Consider the following 14,817-nt stretch of genomic DNA (forward strand, 5'->3'; position numbering starts at 1 on the left):
GGAACTCCTGCGGTTATGGGGTGCGGTAGCGAAGCGGGACAGAGAGACGGGTGGTGCTGGAGGCGCCGGCGGGCACCGTGCGCTGGCCATCCAGATCCAGCACGAACGTGCCTGGCTCCTGACCACGCGAGAGGGTGATGCGGCTGAGGCGCAGGCGCGGCTCCCAACGCATCAGCGCCGTTGCAGTAGCGCCATACAGGCGCAACCGCGTGGCTTCGTTGAACGGCTGGTCGATCAGCTCCGGCAGCAGCGAGCCGTAGTCGCGGCGCTGGATGCGCGAGCCGATGGGAGTAGTGAGAATGTCGGCAATGGACTGCCGCAGATGCGCGGTGTCGTCCTTGAAACTGCCTGCCTGACCGTCCATGCCGATCATGCCGGCGGTCCCGACGTGCCGCTGCCCGGCTGCACCGCGCCGTGCTTATGCTGCTTGAGGCTGATGCCGCCGCCCACAACGTCCTCGGAAGCCTCAGCCTTGCCGTTGATGGTGACCTGGCCGGTGATGCTGGTATCGCCGTTGATGGTGACCGGCCCGTTGATCGTCACGCCACCATCTGCGGTGATCGTGGCAATGCCACCGCTGGGCAGGATGGCTGCGAGCGCATGTGACGCGCTGTCGTAGCTGATGACAGCGCCATCACTGAACTTGACCATGACAAGATCCGCATTGTCGGACGGGGCGGGGTAGTGATCGCAGTACAGGCCGCGCAGGGCGACCGCATTGGCCAGGTCGCCGTCGCTGCACACCAGCGTCACCTGCTCGCCGACGCTCGGCGGTGCCCACACCGCGAGCGTGCCGGCGGCGGATGCCAGCCATGGGATGTAGTCGGTATGGGCCTCGCCCGTGCGGACACGACACAGCGCACGCGCATGATCGACCGTCGTCACCACGCCATGGCGCAGCAGGTTGTTGATCTGTTGGGGCTGGGCGCTATCCATGCGCCCATGTTGTGCCGTGCCTCTCGCGCGCGCACGTAATGGCACGCGTAGATCGACGCGCTACAAAGCTGCGGTTACCACCAGCCGGCCGCGCCTACGCTGGCCACCATGATGGAACGGCTGACGTTCCCGCCGGCCCTTCGCATGAGGCAGTGGAACTCCACGTCCGCGCGCACATTCTGGCCCGAAGCGCTGGGCACGCTGACCTGGGCCGAGCACGACTGCGAAGCGCTGGCATTGCGCCAGTCCGGCGCCGTACTGCCAACGTTCGCCGCGCCGGCGTTTGCGAACTCGAAGCGCACGTCGTACTCGCCAGCGCCGCCGTTGCGCAGCCACATCCCGCGCTCAGCCACACGGCTGGAGTTATTGCCGCCGCCGTTGGTCGACACCCAGACCTCGTAGGCGCCATCGGCGTTGATGCGCAGCTCCACCTGCGCCGAGCTGTTGCCCTGCGCGTTGGTGTCGGACTGGTTGTGCGCGGAGAAGCCCTTGCCGTGAAACGGCAGCACGTAGGTTGCTGTGCCCTTTGCAGCCCACAGGTTCGATACGTCGACGCCGCCGGAGCGATAGCCCACATCGCCGCGCTTCTGCCCGTACTGGATGTGGGCATAGCGCAAAGGCTGCCCGCTCTGCCGGTATCCGCTGGCAGTCGGGCCATCGCCCATCACATCGGCGTCGAACAGGTCGTCGAAGTCCACGCCGCCGCTTCGATATCCGCTCGCCATGTCAGCAGCGCTCCTTGAGAGCGGCGACTTCCGCGAGCAGTTCGTCCACCAGGTCGGCGAGTTGAGCAATGGCTCGGTATGCCGGTGGCATCACCTGATCCAGCTTCATGGATGCAACTCGCTCGCCACCGAACTCGATGCTCTCAGCATCAACAGCTTCCGGCATGACGGTGGCGAACTGCTCTGCGTCGAAGAACAGACGTTTGCGTCCGTCTGGGTTGTACTCCGGCTTGTATCGGCCAATCAGGGTCGCAATGCGACGGACCTCCGCAAGGCCATAGGGCATCGGGCCGTCAACGTCTTTGAGTTTGCGCGATGAGCCGAAGTCGAAGCCGCCGGCCGTCCACAGCGCTCCGTTGCGGCCAACACCCATGACGCGAGCGAGTCCGGCGCTTGCGCTAGGCCTGACGTAGAAGTGGTGCCCGCCAGTGCCGCCGCCATAGTTGCAGATGTACTCAGAGCAACCGTAACCGTTCGTTTCGCCAGCAGCGTTCCAGAAAATCTGCGTCCCTTGGGTGTTTTGGTCGCCACCGATGAAGGCTTGCGCCCCAGCAAAGAGACTGGCGTAGATCCCGCCGCTGCCATTGATAAGCACAACGCGATTGCCTGACGAATTGCGGAATTCGTGTGAAACAGCGCGGTAGTAGGCGGTGGCGTCGGGCAGCGCGCCATCATAGCTGCTGCGGCTGTCCCAGTAGACGACGCCGGCGGAACTGAAGACGCGGCAAACAGCGTTGCCGGGATAGCCGACACGAAGACCGACGGTGGTCAAGTCACCCGTCATCGTATCGCCGGCTTTGTTCAGCTTCTTGGCAGGGTCAAAGTTGCCGCTGGTCCAGATGGTGCCGCCGGCCGAAAGGGTGGCGGTATACCCGCCCGCCGAGTTGGTGAAGTCGAAGTAAGCCCCGTTTTTAACGACGGAGGAGCCGGTATCACCCAGCACCAGGATTCCGTTACTGGCTACGCCGTTCCATCCGTAAGAACGCAGCATGGCCCCATTCACCGCCAGTGGCCCGGTGAAGGTCTCTCCGGCACGGTTGGCTTTGCCGTCGAGCGCGGGCTGCAGGCCGTCGACCTCGTCGATGGGATGCGTGTGGGGAGCCGGCGTGAACCTGTTCGGCACGCCGGTGAAATTCTTCCAGTCCAGGTAGTAATCGCCGTGCGCGCCGTCGAGCAGGTCCGCGTTGAGGCCGTTCCCATGGCCCTCATCGCGCAGCGCAGCGGACTTCAGGCCCAGCTCGACGCGGAACATGGCAGCGGTGGCCAAGCCGAGCAGCGTCTTGACGAAGGTGGAAGGCGCCCCGGTGCCGAAGCGGTTGTTGATGTATCGGGCCAGGCCGCGCGGGGTGATCGCCGTGACGTGATCGCTGCCGGCGTCCGCCTCCTGCTCGGTGGACAACCGCACTACACCCATCTGCGTGGTCGTCGCCGGCGGATTGATGAAGTCGATATCGCCGACCTCGATGCTGGTGGCGTTGATCTTGGCGAACCGAATGTCCGTGGCCAGCAACAGGGTTGCGGCCGCTGCCTTTTCCATGACGGGCGTGGACTGCGAATAGACGGCAAACAGCGTGCCGTCCTGCAGGTACAGGCCAAAGCCGCGCAGCGTGTAGGTGTCAGTACCGTCGTCGCGCACGTTCAGGTGCAGCGTGTCGTCAGCAACGGCCTTACCACCGAAGGTGGTCAGGCGCTTGAACTCCGCCGGCACGGATGCGCCCACGGTGCCCACATCGAAGTGCTGAGCAGTCAAGCCGACCTGTGTGACCTTGACCGGCGCGGTACCCGTGTTCTCTGCGTTGACGATGGCGGCAAAGCCTGCCGGCGTAATGGTGATCTGGGGGATGGGCATGGGTATGTCCTACGGTTCGCTGGCGGCCAGCTGCAGGCGGGTAGAGGTAAGCACGCGGGCCACGCCCAGGACGCCGATGGCGCCCTCGGCGTTGATGCCCTGAGTGAAGGAGTAGTGCGAACGTACGGGCTTGGCGCGGTCCACTGCAGCCATCACCTGGTCGATAAAGTCGGCGGTAGCGTCTTGCCCACCTTGACCGCTGAGGGTCAGCAGCAGCTCGAAGGTGTGGGGCTGGCCGGGCGGGTCCATCTGCCACCACTCCCGCAGCTGCACCTGTCCGCCGAAGCTGGCCACCACGTCGGCAATGCTCTGCGCGGTGCCCTTGTGCCGCTGGATCTGGAACGAGCTGGCGATGCGGGCGCGCTTGATCTGTTCCGGCCACTCGCTGTCCCAGGTGTCCACCGACACCGTCCACGCCAGGAACGGCAGAAACTCCGCCGGGCACGTCCACGGGTTCCACAGCAGGTGGTGAACCATTGGGATGCCCATCAGCTGCGCATCGGCGCCTTCCACGGCCCGTTCCAGCGCGGTGGCATTGGGGGGCAGCAGGGTGCGCACCTCAGTCATTGGTGCCCACGTGTTCGATCACCACAGCGGTGCAGTACGCCGCGCTCTGCGGACTGACCGTGATATCTGCGGCGGGACTGTCCAGCTGCACGCGCTGCACGCCCTCTACATGCAGGGCCGAATACAGCGCCGAGAGAGGAACGTCACGGCCCAGCCGCTGCGACTGGCTCAGGAAAAGCCGCATGCGGCGGTTGGCCTCGGCAATGACCAGGGCGCTGTCAGGTCCGTTGAAGGTGGTCAGCTGCGCGCGCACCTCGTACGGCTCAATGGTGGCTGCCGCCACAGTCACATGGTCGGTGAGAGGGCGCACGTTCCCGTTGAGCAGGGCCGATTCCACCGCAGCCAGCAGCTGCCCAGAGGGCGTGCCATCGCCCTCCCGTGAAAGCACGGTCACCACGACTTCGCCGGGCGAAGGGCTGGCCACGCTGGCGTCGAGTACGGCCACGTCGGCCGAAAGGGTGTGGAAGATGTAGGCCCCTTCGGGGCCAGCAACCGACAGGCCCTCAGGCGCCAGCTGGATGCGGCGTCGGAAGTCTGAATCGCTTTCGTAGGCCGCCGGTGTGCCCGTCTCGGGATCTGCGGGGGTCAGTAGCTTTCGCTGAACCCCGTACGGCACCGCCAGGTTGTCGAGGTCGCCGCGTTGGGAGTACGGAAGAAGGAGGCCGCGAGCGCGCTGGTTGAACTGCTCGCGCAGCAGCACCTCTCGGTACGCGCTGGCCTGCAGGATCTTCACCACCGGGTCGGATTCGACAACGGCGGTGTACTCCGGGCAAAGGCGGCGGAACTCAGCCAGACGCTCGGCGTAGATCGACTCAAACGAGCGCTGCTCGAAGATGTCGGGCGCCGGCAGCTTGTCGACTTCGATGGCGGTAAATGTGGACACGACAGCGCCGATTCGGGGATGCGTTTCAGCATCCCATCGCGCGCGCGCGTGCCTATCGGCTACGCCATGTAGGGGGGGCGATTACGCTACAGACCTTCCAGATGGTCGAGGATCAGATCGCGCACAAGCCGTTCGTCGGCTGGCGAGAAGCCCAGCAGGCGCCGACGTGCATAGGTAACGCGGGGACCGCCCTTGCTGACCGCATCGCTGCGGCCCTCCTGATGGATCAGTGCAATGCGCGATACACGGCCGGTGAAGCCGACGGCCACCTCATTTGGGGTCACGCGTACGCGAAGGTGCCGCGCCTGCCGGATCTTGGCGAACATTGCGCCGCGCTTGATGCGCCCGGCCTTGGCCCGGCGCAGGGGCGCGGCACGGCGCGCCGCGTACGGCGTGCCATCCGGGTTCTTCTGCGTTGCGATGCGCTGCTGTTGTGCCCGGCGCAGCGCGGTACCGACCTTGCGCGCCAGCTTGCCGCGTTCGGCCGGCTGCAGACGCCGCAGCAGGGGCGCGGCCCAGGCTTCCAGTCGCTGTAGATCCTCGCTCACTGCGTAATCGCCGGCAGGGTGGCGATCTGGACACCGTCTGCGACCAGGACGCCGCCGGCCAGCGTGTCGGCGTGGGCATCCTCTGCAGGCGGCTCGGGCAGGTGCTGCAGCTGCACGCTGCCATCAGCGGCGCGGGTGACCAACACCCGTTCGGTGAGCGGCATCTTGATGGCCAGATCCACCAGGCTGTCGCCCAGCACGTCCACCTCAAAGGTCAGCTTCTCGCGGTTGGCAGGATTGGCCAGTAGTTCGGGCTGGTGACGGGTCAGCCACTGCAGCAGCGGCACCATGACCGCCTCGGGTGCGCTGCCAAAGTCGGTCAGCACCAGGTCCAGGGTGTAGCGGTACTCGAACGCCAGGCCCGGCCGGTAGGTACCGGCCAGGCCGCCACCGTCGACAAAGATCAGCAGCTTGTCGGGGTCGCTGGCCAGTGCCGGGACGGCGGCGACCAGGTGGTCGCGCAGCAGCTGCGGCTTCTTCATGGCGTACCTGCCTGCCGTTCAAGCTCAGCGTGCAGCTCGCGGGCCAGTTCCTGCAAGGCCACTACCTGCTCGGCGGTTGCGTGGCAGGTGGCGTAGTTGCTGGCGACGGTTTCGGCGACCGCAGAGAGCGGAGTGGCGGCGGCGGGCGCATCAGGATTTCCGGCAGGGCCGGCGGTGGGGCTGCCGCTCGCGGCGGTGTCGTGGAGCTGCACGAAGCCAGCAGGAACAACACAGGCAGCATCAGCGTTCGCGGTGACATAGATGGGAACCTCTTTGACGATGGTGTCGCCGCGCTCATGCACCAGCTGTACGCGGTCCACGTACTCGGTCACGACGCGGGTGGTGCCTTCGGCCAGCTTGAGGCTGCTGGCCAGGGCGGCGTTGTCGGCGACGGCCTTGGCCAAGGCCGCGTTGGCCTTGTCCAGCGCGATGGTGGCGCGGCTGACGCGCGACTGCTGGCAGCTGAAGAGACCGGCGGTGGCCAGCACCAGGGCGGCCAGTGCGAGGGCGCGGTAGAGCATCAGCGCGCCCCCAGCGCGGCCAGGGCGCGCGTGGTGCGGGCGGTGCGGTCTGCCATGCCATTGGGCGTGGCGCGGCTGCGGGCGTTACCCAGGTTGATGACGCGGCTGACGGTCAGCACGTCGCGCTGATCGGCGTAGGAGTTGAGGCCGTTCTCTTTCCAGAACGCAGCCGCCGCCATGGCGCCGATCTCCGGCTCGATCAGCAGGCCCGGCTGTTCTTCCAGCGGCTGGCCGATCAGCTGCCCCATGCGGCGGTAATTGCCCCGGCCGGTATGCTGCAGCGGGCCACGGCCGCGGAACAGATAGCCGTCGCCGCTGGCCTCGCTACCGTTGCCGTTGCGGTTGGCGTAGACGCGGTTGCCGAGCTTTGCCGGCTGATGAACGAACGCGGCGGCCTCGGCCGGCGAGATGTACCGGCCGAACACTTCCAGCAGGCGTTCGCGGCTGTAGCTGAGCGACTCTTCGACACGCGACAGGCTCAGGCTTTCGTGGCCGAGCTGTGCCAGGAAGTAGGCCGCGCGCACCGGCGTGTTGATGCCGAAGCGCTTCATGGCCGCGTTCAGCGGCTCGGCCCAGCGCTGTGCGCGCTGCAGCGGGCACTGCATGATCTGAGCGAGCAGAGCAGGGGTCAGCATGTCAGTTGCTCCCGAACAGGTGGGCCACGTTCCCACGCGCCCGATAGACGGCCACCAGCAGCACCACCAACAGTGCCAGCTGCCAAGCGGTGACGCGGGCGCCGGCGCCCTGCAGGATGATCTGCAGGGCCTGCCCACCGGTGCTGGCAATCAGCAGCCAGGCGCACCAGGCGATGCCGTGGCGATGGTTGGCGTTGGGGGCCGGCCGGTAGGTCAGCAGGCGCACGCAGATGGCCACGCAGCACAGCAGCGTGGCGGTGGTCAGTAGTTCAGCCATCGGAGCCTCCGCGCGGCAGGCGGCTCGGATCGGCGCTGCGGCTGCGCTCGATCAGGGCCAGGGTGAGGGTGATGATGGTGGCCGCACACAGGAACGCGGCCAGGCCGCTGGACGCCACGTCAAACCGGCGCATGACCTCCGTGCCGCCCATGTAGCCGGCCACCACGCTGATGGCCAGGTAGATCAGCCGCTTCCAGAGCGACAGATCCTTGGCCGATACGACGAACAGTGTGGCACCGGCGAACGCGCCGATGAATGCGTCCGTCTCGATGCCCGGCAGCAGCGAGGCGAGGCCGACGCCGGTGGCCAGTGCGGCCATGCTGCCGGTGGAAGTTGGTTCGGTCATCTTCAATCCCATAGCTGGACAAGGGGACGCATCACTGCGCCGGTTGAGGGTGTCGGTACGTCCGGCAGTTCCACCACGGTGCCCATGGGCAGGACAGGGCCATGCAGGCTGATTCCATAGTTCAGCGCCATCACCCTCTCGACCATGCCGGCGGTGGTTCCGAGGTGCCGATGACACAGCGCGTCGATGGTGTCGCCCTGTAGCGAGCGGACGCGCATCAGATCAACTCCACCGTGACCCGGCGCAGCCCTTGCAGATCGCTGATGGCGTTGCGGTGATCGCGCCGCAGTTCATCAATGGTCGGGGTTAGATCGTCGGCGCGTTGATTGCCCTGGGCGGTAGCGTCGTAGGACCGGTAGCGTTCGTGCAGCTCCACGGCGGTGCAGCACTGCACTGCGCGCCGGTACAGCTGCAGCAGCACCGACTCTCCGTCGATCTGCTGCGCCGGTATGTCTGCCAGCGCAGCAAAGCCGTCCGCTTCCTTGCGGGCGTGCCACAACGCCAGCTCCCGCGTCACCGAGGCCACGGCAAGCACCACGGTGTTGCGCAGCCGCGCCGGCAGCACGTCACCCGGCACCCGGATGGCTTCGCGCAGCGCCTCCACGTCGATCTCCGGCCAGAATGCACCGGCGGTGACGGGGGCGAGCTTGGGTGCAGGCGATGCGTTGGCGGTGAATGCGCTCATGGTGTGTCCGTAGGTCGCCGGTGGTCGGGGCGTCACACCAAGGGAGAGAGGTCTTGGTGATCGGCCCCGAGCCGGCGGAGTCGCGGGGTACGCTCGGTGTGAGGTCAGTCGTTGGACTGGCTGTCCTCGAACTTCTTCTTCAGGCGCTCGGCGCGCTTGAGGTCTTCCTTGCCGCCGCAGCTGTCATGCAGCTGGATGGCGGTGCGCAGGTCTTCGATGGCCTGGGCGACTGCGTCGGCGCTCAGCGGCGCAGCCTCGGTATCGGTGGCCAGCAGGCTGCGTCCACGCGCAAGCAGCAGACGGGCGCGCACTTCGTCGGGCATGTCCTGGCCCTCGGTGAGCGTGGCCGCCCGGTCGATCACATTCAGGTCGAACGGGGCGCTGGTCTTGAGCGCGTTCAGCGCGGCCAAGCCGATCTCCTCAGCCACCACGCAGGCCGCTGTGCGCTTGTGGGTGTCCGGCATATCCAGACCGTGGGCCAGGACATACCGTGCAATGTCGAGGCCGGCATCGAAGAGCCCGGCATCGAAGTGCCACAGCATCAGCGTGGAGACGATATCGTCCTTGCCGCCGGCGTCCGCCGACAGCACGCCGTCCAGATACGGGGCATAGGACGGCAGCAGCGCAGTCTTGAGCTGAGCCTTGCCCTGCGTGGACTGGATCTGCTTCAGCCGGGCGCGGTCGGAAGCCAGGCGCACCTGCATCTGCTGGTAGATCGTGGTCCCTTCCATCAGGTTGCTGCCGGCGGTGCGCGCCGCCTCCTTCGAGGCGAGCGCACGCTTCACATGGCGGCTGGCGGGGGTGTCGACCATGGTCAGATCCCGAACTCGATGTTCTCGGCCACCGCGCCCAGACCGTAGTCCTCCACCACGTAGTCATCGTTGGACGACTCGAAGTTGGCGACGCGGTTCTTGTTCGGCTGCTCGATGATGTGACGGCGGCGCGAGGCAATCTGCCAGTACAGCGACAGGTTGCTCAGGCTGGTCACCATCAGCGACTTGGCCGGGAAGAACGGCACGATGACCGGCTGCAGGCCACCGATGCGCTTGGCGCCCAGGATCAGTTCGGCCGCGACCTTCTCGGTGGGGGCGTTGTCACGGTTGATGATCGGGAAATACTTGTCGTGCACCAGCTGGCGGCCGCAGATCACCACCAGGCTCGGATCTTCCTGATGCCACGGGTCGATCAGGTTGGCGACCAAGTCCATCACCAGGGCATCGATGTTGCCGTAGTCAGCATCGGTACCGCCCACCTTGATCTTGCCGCTGCCATCGACGCCTTCGGTCATGACACGCTCGGGCGCATGCTCGCGGTACTTCTGCAGCCAGCCCTTGTTCACATCCTGCAGCATCGGATTGGCGACGCGGTTGGTGTTGATGGCAATGCTGGTGCCGTGCCAACCGATCATGATCCGGTCCAGTGCCTGGCGCTGGATGATCGCGTCGCGGATCAGGGTCTGGAACTCGGGGCGATGTGCCCAGGCGTCCAGACGGGCATAGGGCAGGGCGGTGTCAAAGTCGGTCTTCTGGCACTCGTAGGTGTTGGACACCAGCGAGGTCGGATCGGACGGGTTGCGCTCGCCATCGCCGCTGGTGTCGGTGCGGCCGGCGATGGTGCCGGTGATGCCAACGCCAACCTTCTGGCCCTTCAGTTCGTTCACGCCGACCATGTTGATCGCCTGCAGGAAGGTACTGCTTTCCTGCATGCGGGCTTCGAGGCTCTGCTGCACGGTCGGCTCGACAGAGAAGGTGTTGGCCACACCGCTGACGTTGTTCAGCGTGGCAACCTGCTGGGTGTAGCCCTCGAACAGGCGGCGGGTTTCGGTACGCATGGGGTAGCTCCGGAATGTTGAGAGAGGGGCCGATCAGCAATCGGTGATGTTGGCGGCGTCCACATCCTTGCCACCCGGAACAACCGGACGCTGGGTGAATGCCTGCGGGGTGTCGTCCAGCTTCTTGCGCAGCCCAGCGACCTGAGTGGACAGCGCCTGTACCTGCTCGCGCAGTGCACGGTTGTCCTGGCCGAGCTTGGCCATGGCCGCATCCTGTTCACCCACCGCGCCGAGCAGCTGAGCGGCGAACTCGGCCACGTTGAACTCGGGATCTTCCTTGGCAGGCGCCGGCGCGGTCTTCTTGCCCAGGCCGAGGCTCGAAAGGAACACGGCGACCGGGCCGGGGCGAGCCTCCGGCTCATCCTCTGCGGTGAACTTGATGACCGTCTCGGTGGCCTCGGTGAACAGGTTCTCCGGGGCCTGCTTGCGGTCCTTGAGCGGGCTGCTCTCGGGGTGCTGGGCCGAGAACGCGAGCATGCTGGTGCCCAGGCTGGCGGGGGAGTCGGTCACGGCCAGGCCGAACAGGTACGCCTTGCCGCTGTCGGCGAACTCCGGGGAAATCTCGATGCTGGTAAAGACCTTTTGCTTACGGTTGTTGACGATCTCCACCAGGTCGTCAGTTGGCTCCACCTGCGCAAACAGGGCGAGCTTCTTCTTGCCGGCGATATCGACCTCCTCGGCCTTGACTGCCAGCACGTCACCGTAGGCGCGGAAGGGACTATCCGGCAGCGAGCTGCGGATATGCTCCATCCAGATCCGGGCGCCATAGACCTCCGGGTTGTACGTCTCGGCGATCTCGGCAATCTGCTGCCGCTCGATCACGCGGCCATCGGTGGTGGCGCCTTCGACGGCAACACGAAAGAACTCGGAACGCTTCTTGGTTTTGCTGGCCATCTCGCCCTCTGCTGGTGTCGTTGCGCATCGGTTCTCGATGCGATGACCCATGGTCGAATGAGGGCGCTGCAGCGGCAACGCGGTCAGTTTGTAAGCCGCTGTTCTACGTGGGTTTTTCGTGTCGCGCGCGCGTGGCGGCGGGCAACCTGTTCACGTGACCAGCGTAGCCGAAAAACTCCACGTCGATCCACGACGCCAAGCCAAGTTCCTGTACTGGATGGGCTGGCGCGTGTGCGATATCGCCTCTCTGATCGGCGAAAAGGAAAAGACGGTCCACAGCTGGAAGGCGCGAGACGATTGGGACCGTGCAGACACCGTCGAGCGCATCGGCGGCGCATTGGAGGCACGCCTGGCCATCCTGATCCACAAGGAGGGCAAGACCGGCGGTGACTTCAAGGAGATTGATCTGCTGCACCGCCAGCTGGAACGGCAGGCGCGCATTCAACGGTACCAGGGAGGTGGCAACGAGGCCGACCTCAATCCGGCAGTGGCCAACCGCAACGCAGCGCCCAAGAAGAAGGCGCGCAAGAACGAGTTCAGCGAGGAAGAGATCGAGCGCCTGCAGACGGCGTTCGTGGATGGCTGTTTCGACTACCAGCGCGATTGGTACCGGGCGGGCAACGAACGCACGCGCATCATCCTGAAGTCGCGTCAGATCGGTGCCACCTACTACTTCGCCCGCGAGGCGCTGATCGACGCGCTGACCACCGGCCGCAATCAGATTTTCCTGAGCGCATCCAAGAGCCAGGCGCACATCTTCCTCGGCTACATGCGCGGGTTCGTGCGTGAGGTGCTGGACCGTGACCTGACCGGCGACCCGATCACCCTGGCCAATGGCGCCGAGCTGTTCTTCCTGGGCACCAACGCCCGCACCGCACAGGGCTACCACGGCAATTTCTACTTTGACGAGTTCTTCTGGACCTACGGTTTCAACCAGCTGAACAAGGTCGCCAGCGGCATGGCGATGCACAAGAAGTGGCGCAAGACCTACTTCAGCACGCCGTCCACCATGGCGCATGAAGCCTTCGACTTCTGGACCGGCGAGCGCTTCAACAAGGGACGCTCGGTGTCCCAGCAGATCCAGCTGGATGTGAGCCACGCGCGCCTGATGGGTGGCCGGCGTTGCGAGGACGCGATCTGGCGCCAGATCGTGACCGTTCTTGATGCGGCCGGCCGTGGCTGTGACCTGTTCGACATCGAGGAACTACGCCGCGACTACAGCGCCGAGGAATTCGCCAATCTGCTGATGTGCGAGTTCGTGGATGACAGCGCCAGCGTGTTCCCGCTAACCATGCTGCAGCCCTGCCAGGTCGATAGCTGGGTCGAGTGGGCGGACGACTACAAGCCGTTTGCCGTCCGGCCCTACGGCGACCGCGCTGTGTGGATCGGCTACGACCCGGCCGAGACCGGCGACAGCGCGGGCATTGTGGTGGTGGCCCCGCCGCTGGTGCCCGGGGGCAAGTTCCGCGTGCTGGAACGGCACCAGTTCAAGGGCATGGAGTTCAAAGACCAGGCCGCGTTCATCGAGCAGATCACCAAGCGCTATTGGGTGACCTACATCGGCGTGGACGCGACCGGCATGGGCACCGGCGTTGCACAGCTGGTGCGCCAGTTCTTCCCCGGCGTGACCGTCTTCAACTACTCGCCCGAGGTGAAAACGCGGCTGGTGCTGAAAGCCTACGACGTAATCAATGACGAACGGCTGGAGTACGACGCCGGCTGGACCGACCTCACGCAGTCGCTGCTGGCGATCCAGAAAACCATCACCCCGAGCGGGCGTCAGGTGACCTACACCGCCGGGCGCTCGCGTACCACTGGCCATGCCGACTTGGCCTGGGCCCTCATGCACGCGCTGCAGAATGAACCGCTGGAAGGCGGACAGGCTGCGCGCGGCACCATGGAGATTTTCTGATGACCGACACTGACCACGGCGCACCCAGCGCGCCGCCGGCGAGTATCGAGGCGTTCACCTTTGGCGAGGCCAGCCCGGTACTGGAATCGCGTGGCTTCCTTGACTACCTCGAATGCTGGCGAAATGGCCGCTACTTCGAGCCGCCGGTGGATCTGCAAGGGCTGTCGCGCACCACGCGCTCCAACCCGTACCTGCACAGTGGCCTGACGTTCAAACGCAACATGCTGGTGCGCACGTTCCGGCCGCACCGGCTGCTGAGCCGCGACGCGTTCTCGCAGCTGGCGCTGGATTACACCACCTTCGGCATGGGGTATGTCGAGCGGCGCCGCGCCATGTCTGGTGCGGCACACAGCCTGGCCGTGCCGCTGGCGCAGTACGTGCGTCGTGGCGTGCAGCCCGGTGAGTTCTTTCAGGTGCGCGCCGGACGGGTAGAGCATGAGTTTCCCGCCGGTGAGGTGTTCCAGCTGCGGGAGGCCGATGCCGATCAGGAAATCTACGGCCTGCCGGAATGGATGCCGGCCGTGCAGGCCGCGCTGCTCAACGAATCGGCCACGCTGTTCCGGCGGAAGTATTACAACAACGGCTCCCACGCCGGTTACATCCTCTACCTGACCGACGCCCAGGCGGATGGCGCGGATGTGGATGCGCTGCGCGATGCACTGCGGCAATCGCGCGGGCCGGGCAACTTCAAGAACCTGTTCGTGCACTCGCCCAGCGGGAAGAAGGACGGGCTGCAGGTGATTCCGGTCAGCGAGGTCGCGGCCCGGGACGAATTCACCGGCATCAAGAGCGTGACCCGTGATGACATGCTGGCTGCGCTGCGGGTGCCGCCGCAACTGCTCGGTATCGTCCCGCAGAACAGCGGCGGCTTTGGCTCCATCCGGGACGCAGCGGCGGTGTGGGCGGCAATGGAACTCGCCCCTCTGCAGACGCGCATGACCGCGATCAATGAGTGGCTGGGCCAGGAGGTGATTCGCTTCGAGCCGTTCGAGCTGGCCCCAGCCACAACGTGATTCCACAGGGCGGCCAGTTGGCCACCCCACACCGAGATAAAGGCCGCCCCAACGGGCGGCCTTTTCCGTTTACGCCCTGTTGCTCTGCGGCAGGATGAGGCACTGCGCATTGGTGCCGCCGGCCGCCCGACACTCGGCGAACGGACCAGCCTTCGCCTGCCACATCGACCCCGCAATGGCGAACAGGACAGCACTCAGGATGCACCACGCCATGAACGGGCGCTCGGGCGTGGGAACGCCGTTGAAGTAGGCGACGACCTTACGGAAGCCGAACCCAGCGGCAACCACCAAGGGGCCGATTGCCGCGCCGACGATGGTCCAGGTGCCCAACGCGAAACCTTCCGACAAGCCTTGCAGCATGAAGCGTTCTCCAATCTGAGTTGATGAGGCCCCCCTTCGGCAGTTATCGGCAACTGGCGCGCCAACTTGATGCCGGCCTCCCTGGCTCCGCGTGTGCCGTGCGAGCCCGACGCCCGAGCGTCGGACCAAACCATACCCAACAGGGCGCGCGCGTACGTTTCTGCGGTCTGTACCTCGACGCGCGCACTCGTCTCCCCGCCACGCCTGCGCACTTCATAGGGTGCTTTTTCTGCGCTGCCTGCAGGGAGGCCCAAGCTAGGCCCTGTAAGGCGTTCTCCGCGGGTTGTAGCCACCGCACGGCCCTGCGGTTCCCTGCGCGAAAGGGGGAGTTCTGCGTGCCCGTGGTGCCGGCT

At 65.8% G+C, this 14,817-nt stretch carries 20 protein-coding genes; 2 read left to right on the plus strand and 18 right to left on the minus strand.

Features of this window, described 5'->3' with window-relative positions:
* Positions 1-13: 13 nt before the first annotated feature.
* From ACT6SE_RS00100 to ACT6SE_RS00180, 17 genes are all read right to left on the minus strand, one after another.
* Entirely contained in the window at positions 14-373 is a 360-nt protein-coding gene (locus ACT6SE_RS00100; protein WP_444811076.1) for a GPW/gp25 family protein, read from the minus strand.
* Positions 370-936, minus strand: a complete 567-nt coding sequence (locus ACT6SE_RS00105) for a phage baseplate assembly protein V (RefSeq protein ID WP_049419445.1) — start codon at positions 934-936, stop codon at positions 370-372. Before ACT6SE_RS00105 ends, ACT6SE_RS00100 begins: the two co-directional genes overlap by 4 nt.
* A 74-nt stretch (positions 937-1,010) precedes the next feature.
* Positions 1,011-1,661: a hypothetical protein gene (locus ACT6SE_RS00110; RefSeq protein ID WP_053091715.1), complete on the minus strand. Its 651-nt coding sequence runs from the start codon at positions 1,659-1,661 to the stop codon at positions 1,011-1,013.
* Position 1,662: 1 nt separating this feature from the next.
* Positions 1,663-3,510, minus strand: coding sequence for a hypothetical protein (locus tag ACT6SE_RS00115; RefSeq protein ID WP_049419446.1), 1,848 nt, complete (start codon positions 3,508-3,510; stop codon positions 1,663-1,665).
* A 9-nt stretch (positions 3,511-3,519) separates the two neighbouring features.
* Positions 3,520-4,077 carry a phage tail protein I gene (locus tag ACT6SE_RS00120; RefSeq protein ID WP_049419447.1) on the minus strand — a complete coding sequence of 186 codons (558 nt, stop codon included), beginning with the start codon at positions 4,075-4,077 and terminating at the stop codon, positions 3,520-3,522.
* Positions 4,070-4,960 carry a baseplate assembly protein gene (locus ACT6SE_RS00125; RefSeq protein WP_049419448.1) on the minus strand — a complete coding sequence of 297 codons (891 nt, stop codon included), beginning with the start codon at positions 4,958-4,960 and terminating at the stop codon, positions 4,070-4,072. The genes ACT6SE_RS00120 and ACT6SE_RS00125 overlap by 8 nt, the downstream gene beginning before the upstream one ends.
* Before the next feature lie 86 nt (positions 4,961-5,046).
* On the minus strand, positions 5,047-5,508 hold the full coding sequence (locus ACT6SE_RS00130; RefSeq protein ID WP_053461909.1) for a phage virion morphogenesis protein: 462 nt from the start codon (positions 5,506-5,508) through the stop codon (positions 5,047-5,049).
* Positions 5,505-5,990 (minus strand): phage tail protein, encoded by a 486-nt coding sequence (locus tag ACT6SE_RS00135; protein ID WP_053461910.1) that lies wholly within the window; start codon positions 5,988-5,990, stop codon positions 5,505-5,507. The genes ACT6SE_RS00130 and ACT6SE_RS00135 overlap by 4 nt, the downstream gene beginning before the upstream one ends.
* Positions 5,987-6,511 (minus strand): hypothetical protein, encoded by a 525-nt coding sequence (locus ACT6SE_RS00140; protein ID WP_053461911.1) that lies wholly within the window; start codon positions 6,509-6,511, stop codon positions 5,987-5,989. The genes ACT6SE_RS00135 and ACT6SE_RS00140 overlap by 4 nt, the downstream gene beginning before the upstream one ends.
* On the minus strand, positions 6,511-7,146 hold the full coding sequence (locus tag ACT6SE_RS00145) for a glycoside hydrolase family 19 protein (protein WP_053461912.1): 636 nt from the start codon (positions 7,144-7,146) through the stop codon (positions 6,511-6,513). Before ACT6SE_RS00145 ends, ACT6SE_RS00140 begins: the two co-directional genes overlap by 1 nt.
* 1 nt (position 7,147) lies before the next feature.
* On the minus strand, positions 7,148-7,423 hold the full coding sequence (locus tag ACT6SE_RS00150) for a phage holin family protein (RefSeq protein ID WP_014648128.1): 276 nt from the start codon (positions 7,421-7,423) through the stop codon (positions 7,148-7,150).
* Positions 7,416-7,769: a putative holin gene (locus ACT6SE_RS00155; protein ID WP_049405104.1), complete on the minus strand. Its 354-nt coding sequence runs from the start codon at positions 7,767-7,769 to the stop codon at positions 7,416-7,418. Before ACT6SE_RS00155 ends, ACT6SE_RS00150 begins: the two co-directional genes overlap by 8 nt.
* Before the next feature lie 2 nt (positions 7,770-7,771).
* Positions 7,772-7,987: a tail protein X gene (locus ACT6SE_RS00160; protein WP_014648126.1), complete on the minus strand. Its 216-nt coding sequence runs from the start codon at positions 7,985-7,987 to the stop codon at positions 7,772-7,774.
* Positions 7,987-8,454 carry a head completion/stabilization protein gene (locus ACT6SE_RS00165; RefSeq protein ID WP_053461913.1) on the minus strand — a complete coding sequence of 156 codons (468 nt, stop codon included), beginning with the start codon at positions 8,452-8,454 and terminating at the stop codon, positions 7,987-7,989. The genes ACT6SE_RS00160 and ACT6SE_RS00165 overlap by 1 nt, the downstream gene beginning before the upstream one ends.
* Positions 8,455-8,558: 104 nt before the next feature.
* Complete coding sequence (gene gpM, locus ACT6SE_RS00170) at positions 8,559-9,266, minus strand: phage terminase small subunit (protein ID WP_053461914.1); 708 nt, start codon at positions 9,264-9,266, stop codon at positions 8,559-8,561.
* 2 nt (positions 9,267-9,268) lie between these two features.
* Positions 9,269-10,285, minus strand: coding sequence for a phage major capsid protein, P2 family (locus ACT6SE_RS00175; RefSeq protein WP_053461915.1), 1,017 nt, complete (start codon positions 10,283-10,285; stop codon positions 9,269-9,271).
* A 33-nt stretch (positions 10,286-10,318) separates the two neighbouring features.
* Complete coding sequence (locus tag ACT6SE_RS00180; RefSeq protein ID WP_053461916.1) at positions 10,319-11,179, minus strand: GPO family capsid scaffolding protein; 861 nt, start codon at positions 11,177-11,179, stop codon at positions 10,319-10,321.
* Between the two features lie 154 nt (positions 11,180-11,333).
* Here ACT6SE_RS00180 and ACT6SE_RS00185 point away from each other — a divergent pair, with 154 nt between their 5' ends.
* Positions 11,334-13,091: a terminase ATPase subunit family protein gene (locus ACT6SE_RS00185; RefSeq protein ID WP_053461917.1), complete on the plus strand. Its 1,758-nt coding sequence runs from the start codon at positions 11,334-11,336 to the stop codon at positions 13,089-13,091.
* Positions 13,091-14,104 carry a phage portal protein gene (locus ACT6SE_RS00190; RefSeq protein ID WP_053461918.1) on the plus strand — a complete coding sequence of 338 codons (1,014 nt, stop codon included), beginning with the start codon at positions 13,091-13,093 and terminating at the stop codon, positions 14,102-14,104. The genes ACT6SE_RS00185 and ACT6SE_RS00190 overlap by 1 nt, the downstream gene beginning before the upstream one ends.
* A gap of 69 nt (positions 14,105-14,173) precedes the next feature.
* Here ACT6SE_RS00190 and ACT6SE_RS00195 read toward each other — a convergent pair whose 3' ends face one another.
* Positions 14,174-14,464 carry a hypothetical protein gene (locus ACT6SE_RS00195; RefSeq protein ID WP_053461919.1) on the minus strand — a complete coding sequence of 97 codons (291 nt, stop codon included), beginning with the start codon at positions 14,462-14,464 and terminating at the stop codon, positions 14,174-14,176.
* Positions 14,465-14,817: the final 353 nt, after the last annotated feature.

This window comes from Stenotrophomonas sp. LC732 (genome assembly GCF_052446685.1).
GTDB lineage: Bacteria > Pseudomonadota > Gammaproteobacteria > Xanthomonadales > Xanthomonadaceae > Stenotrophomonas > Stenotrophomonas muris.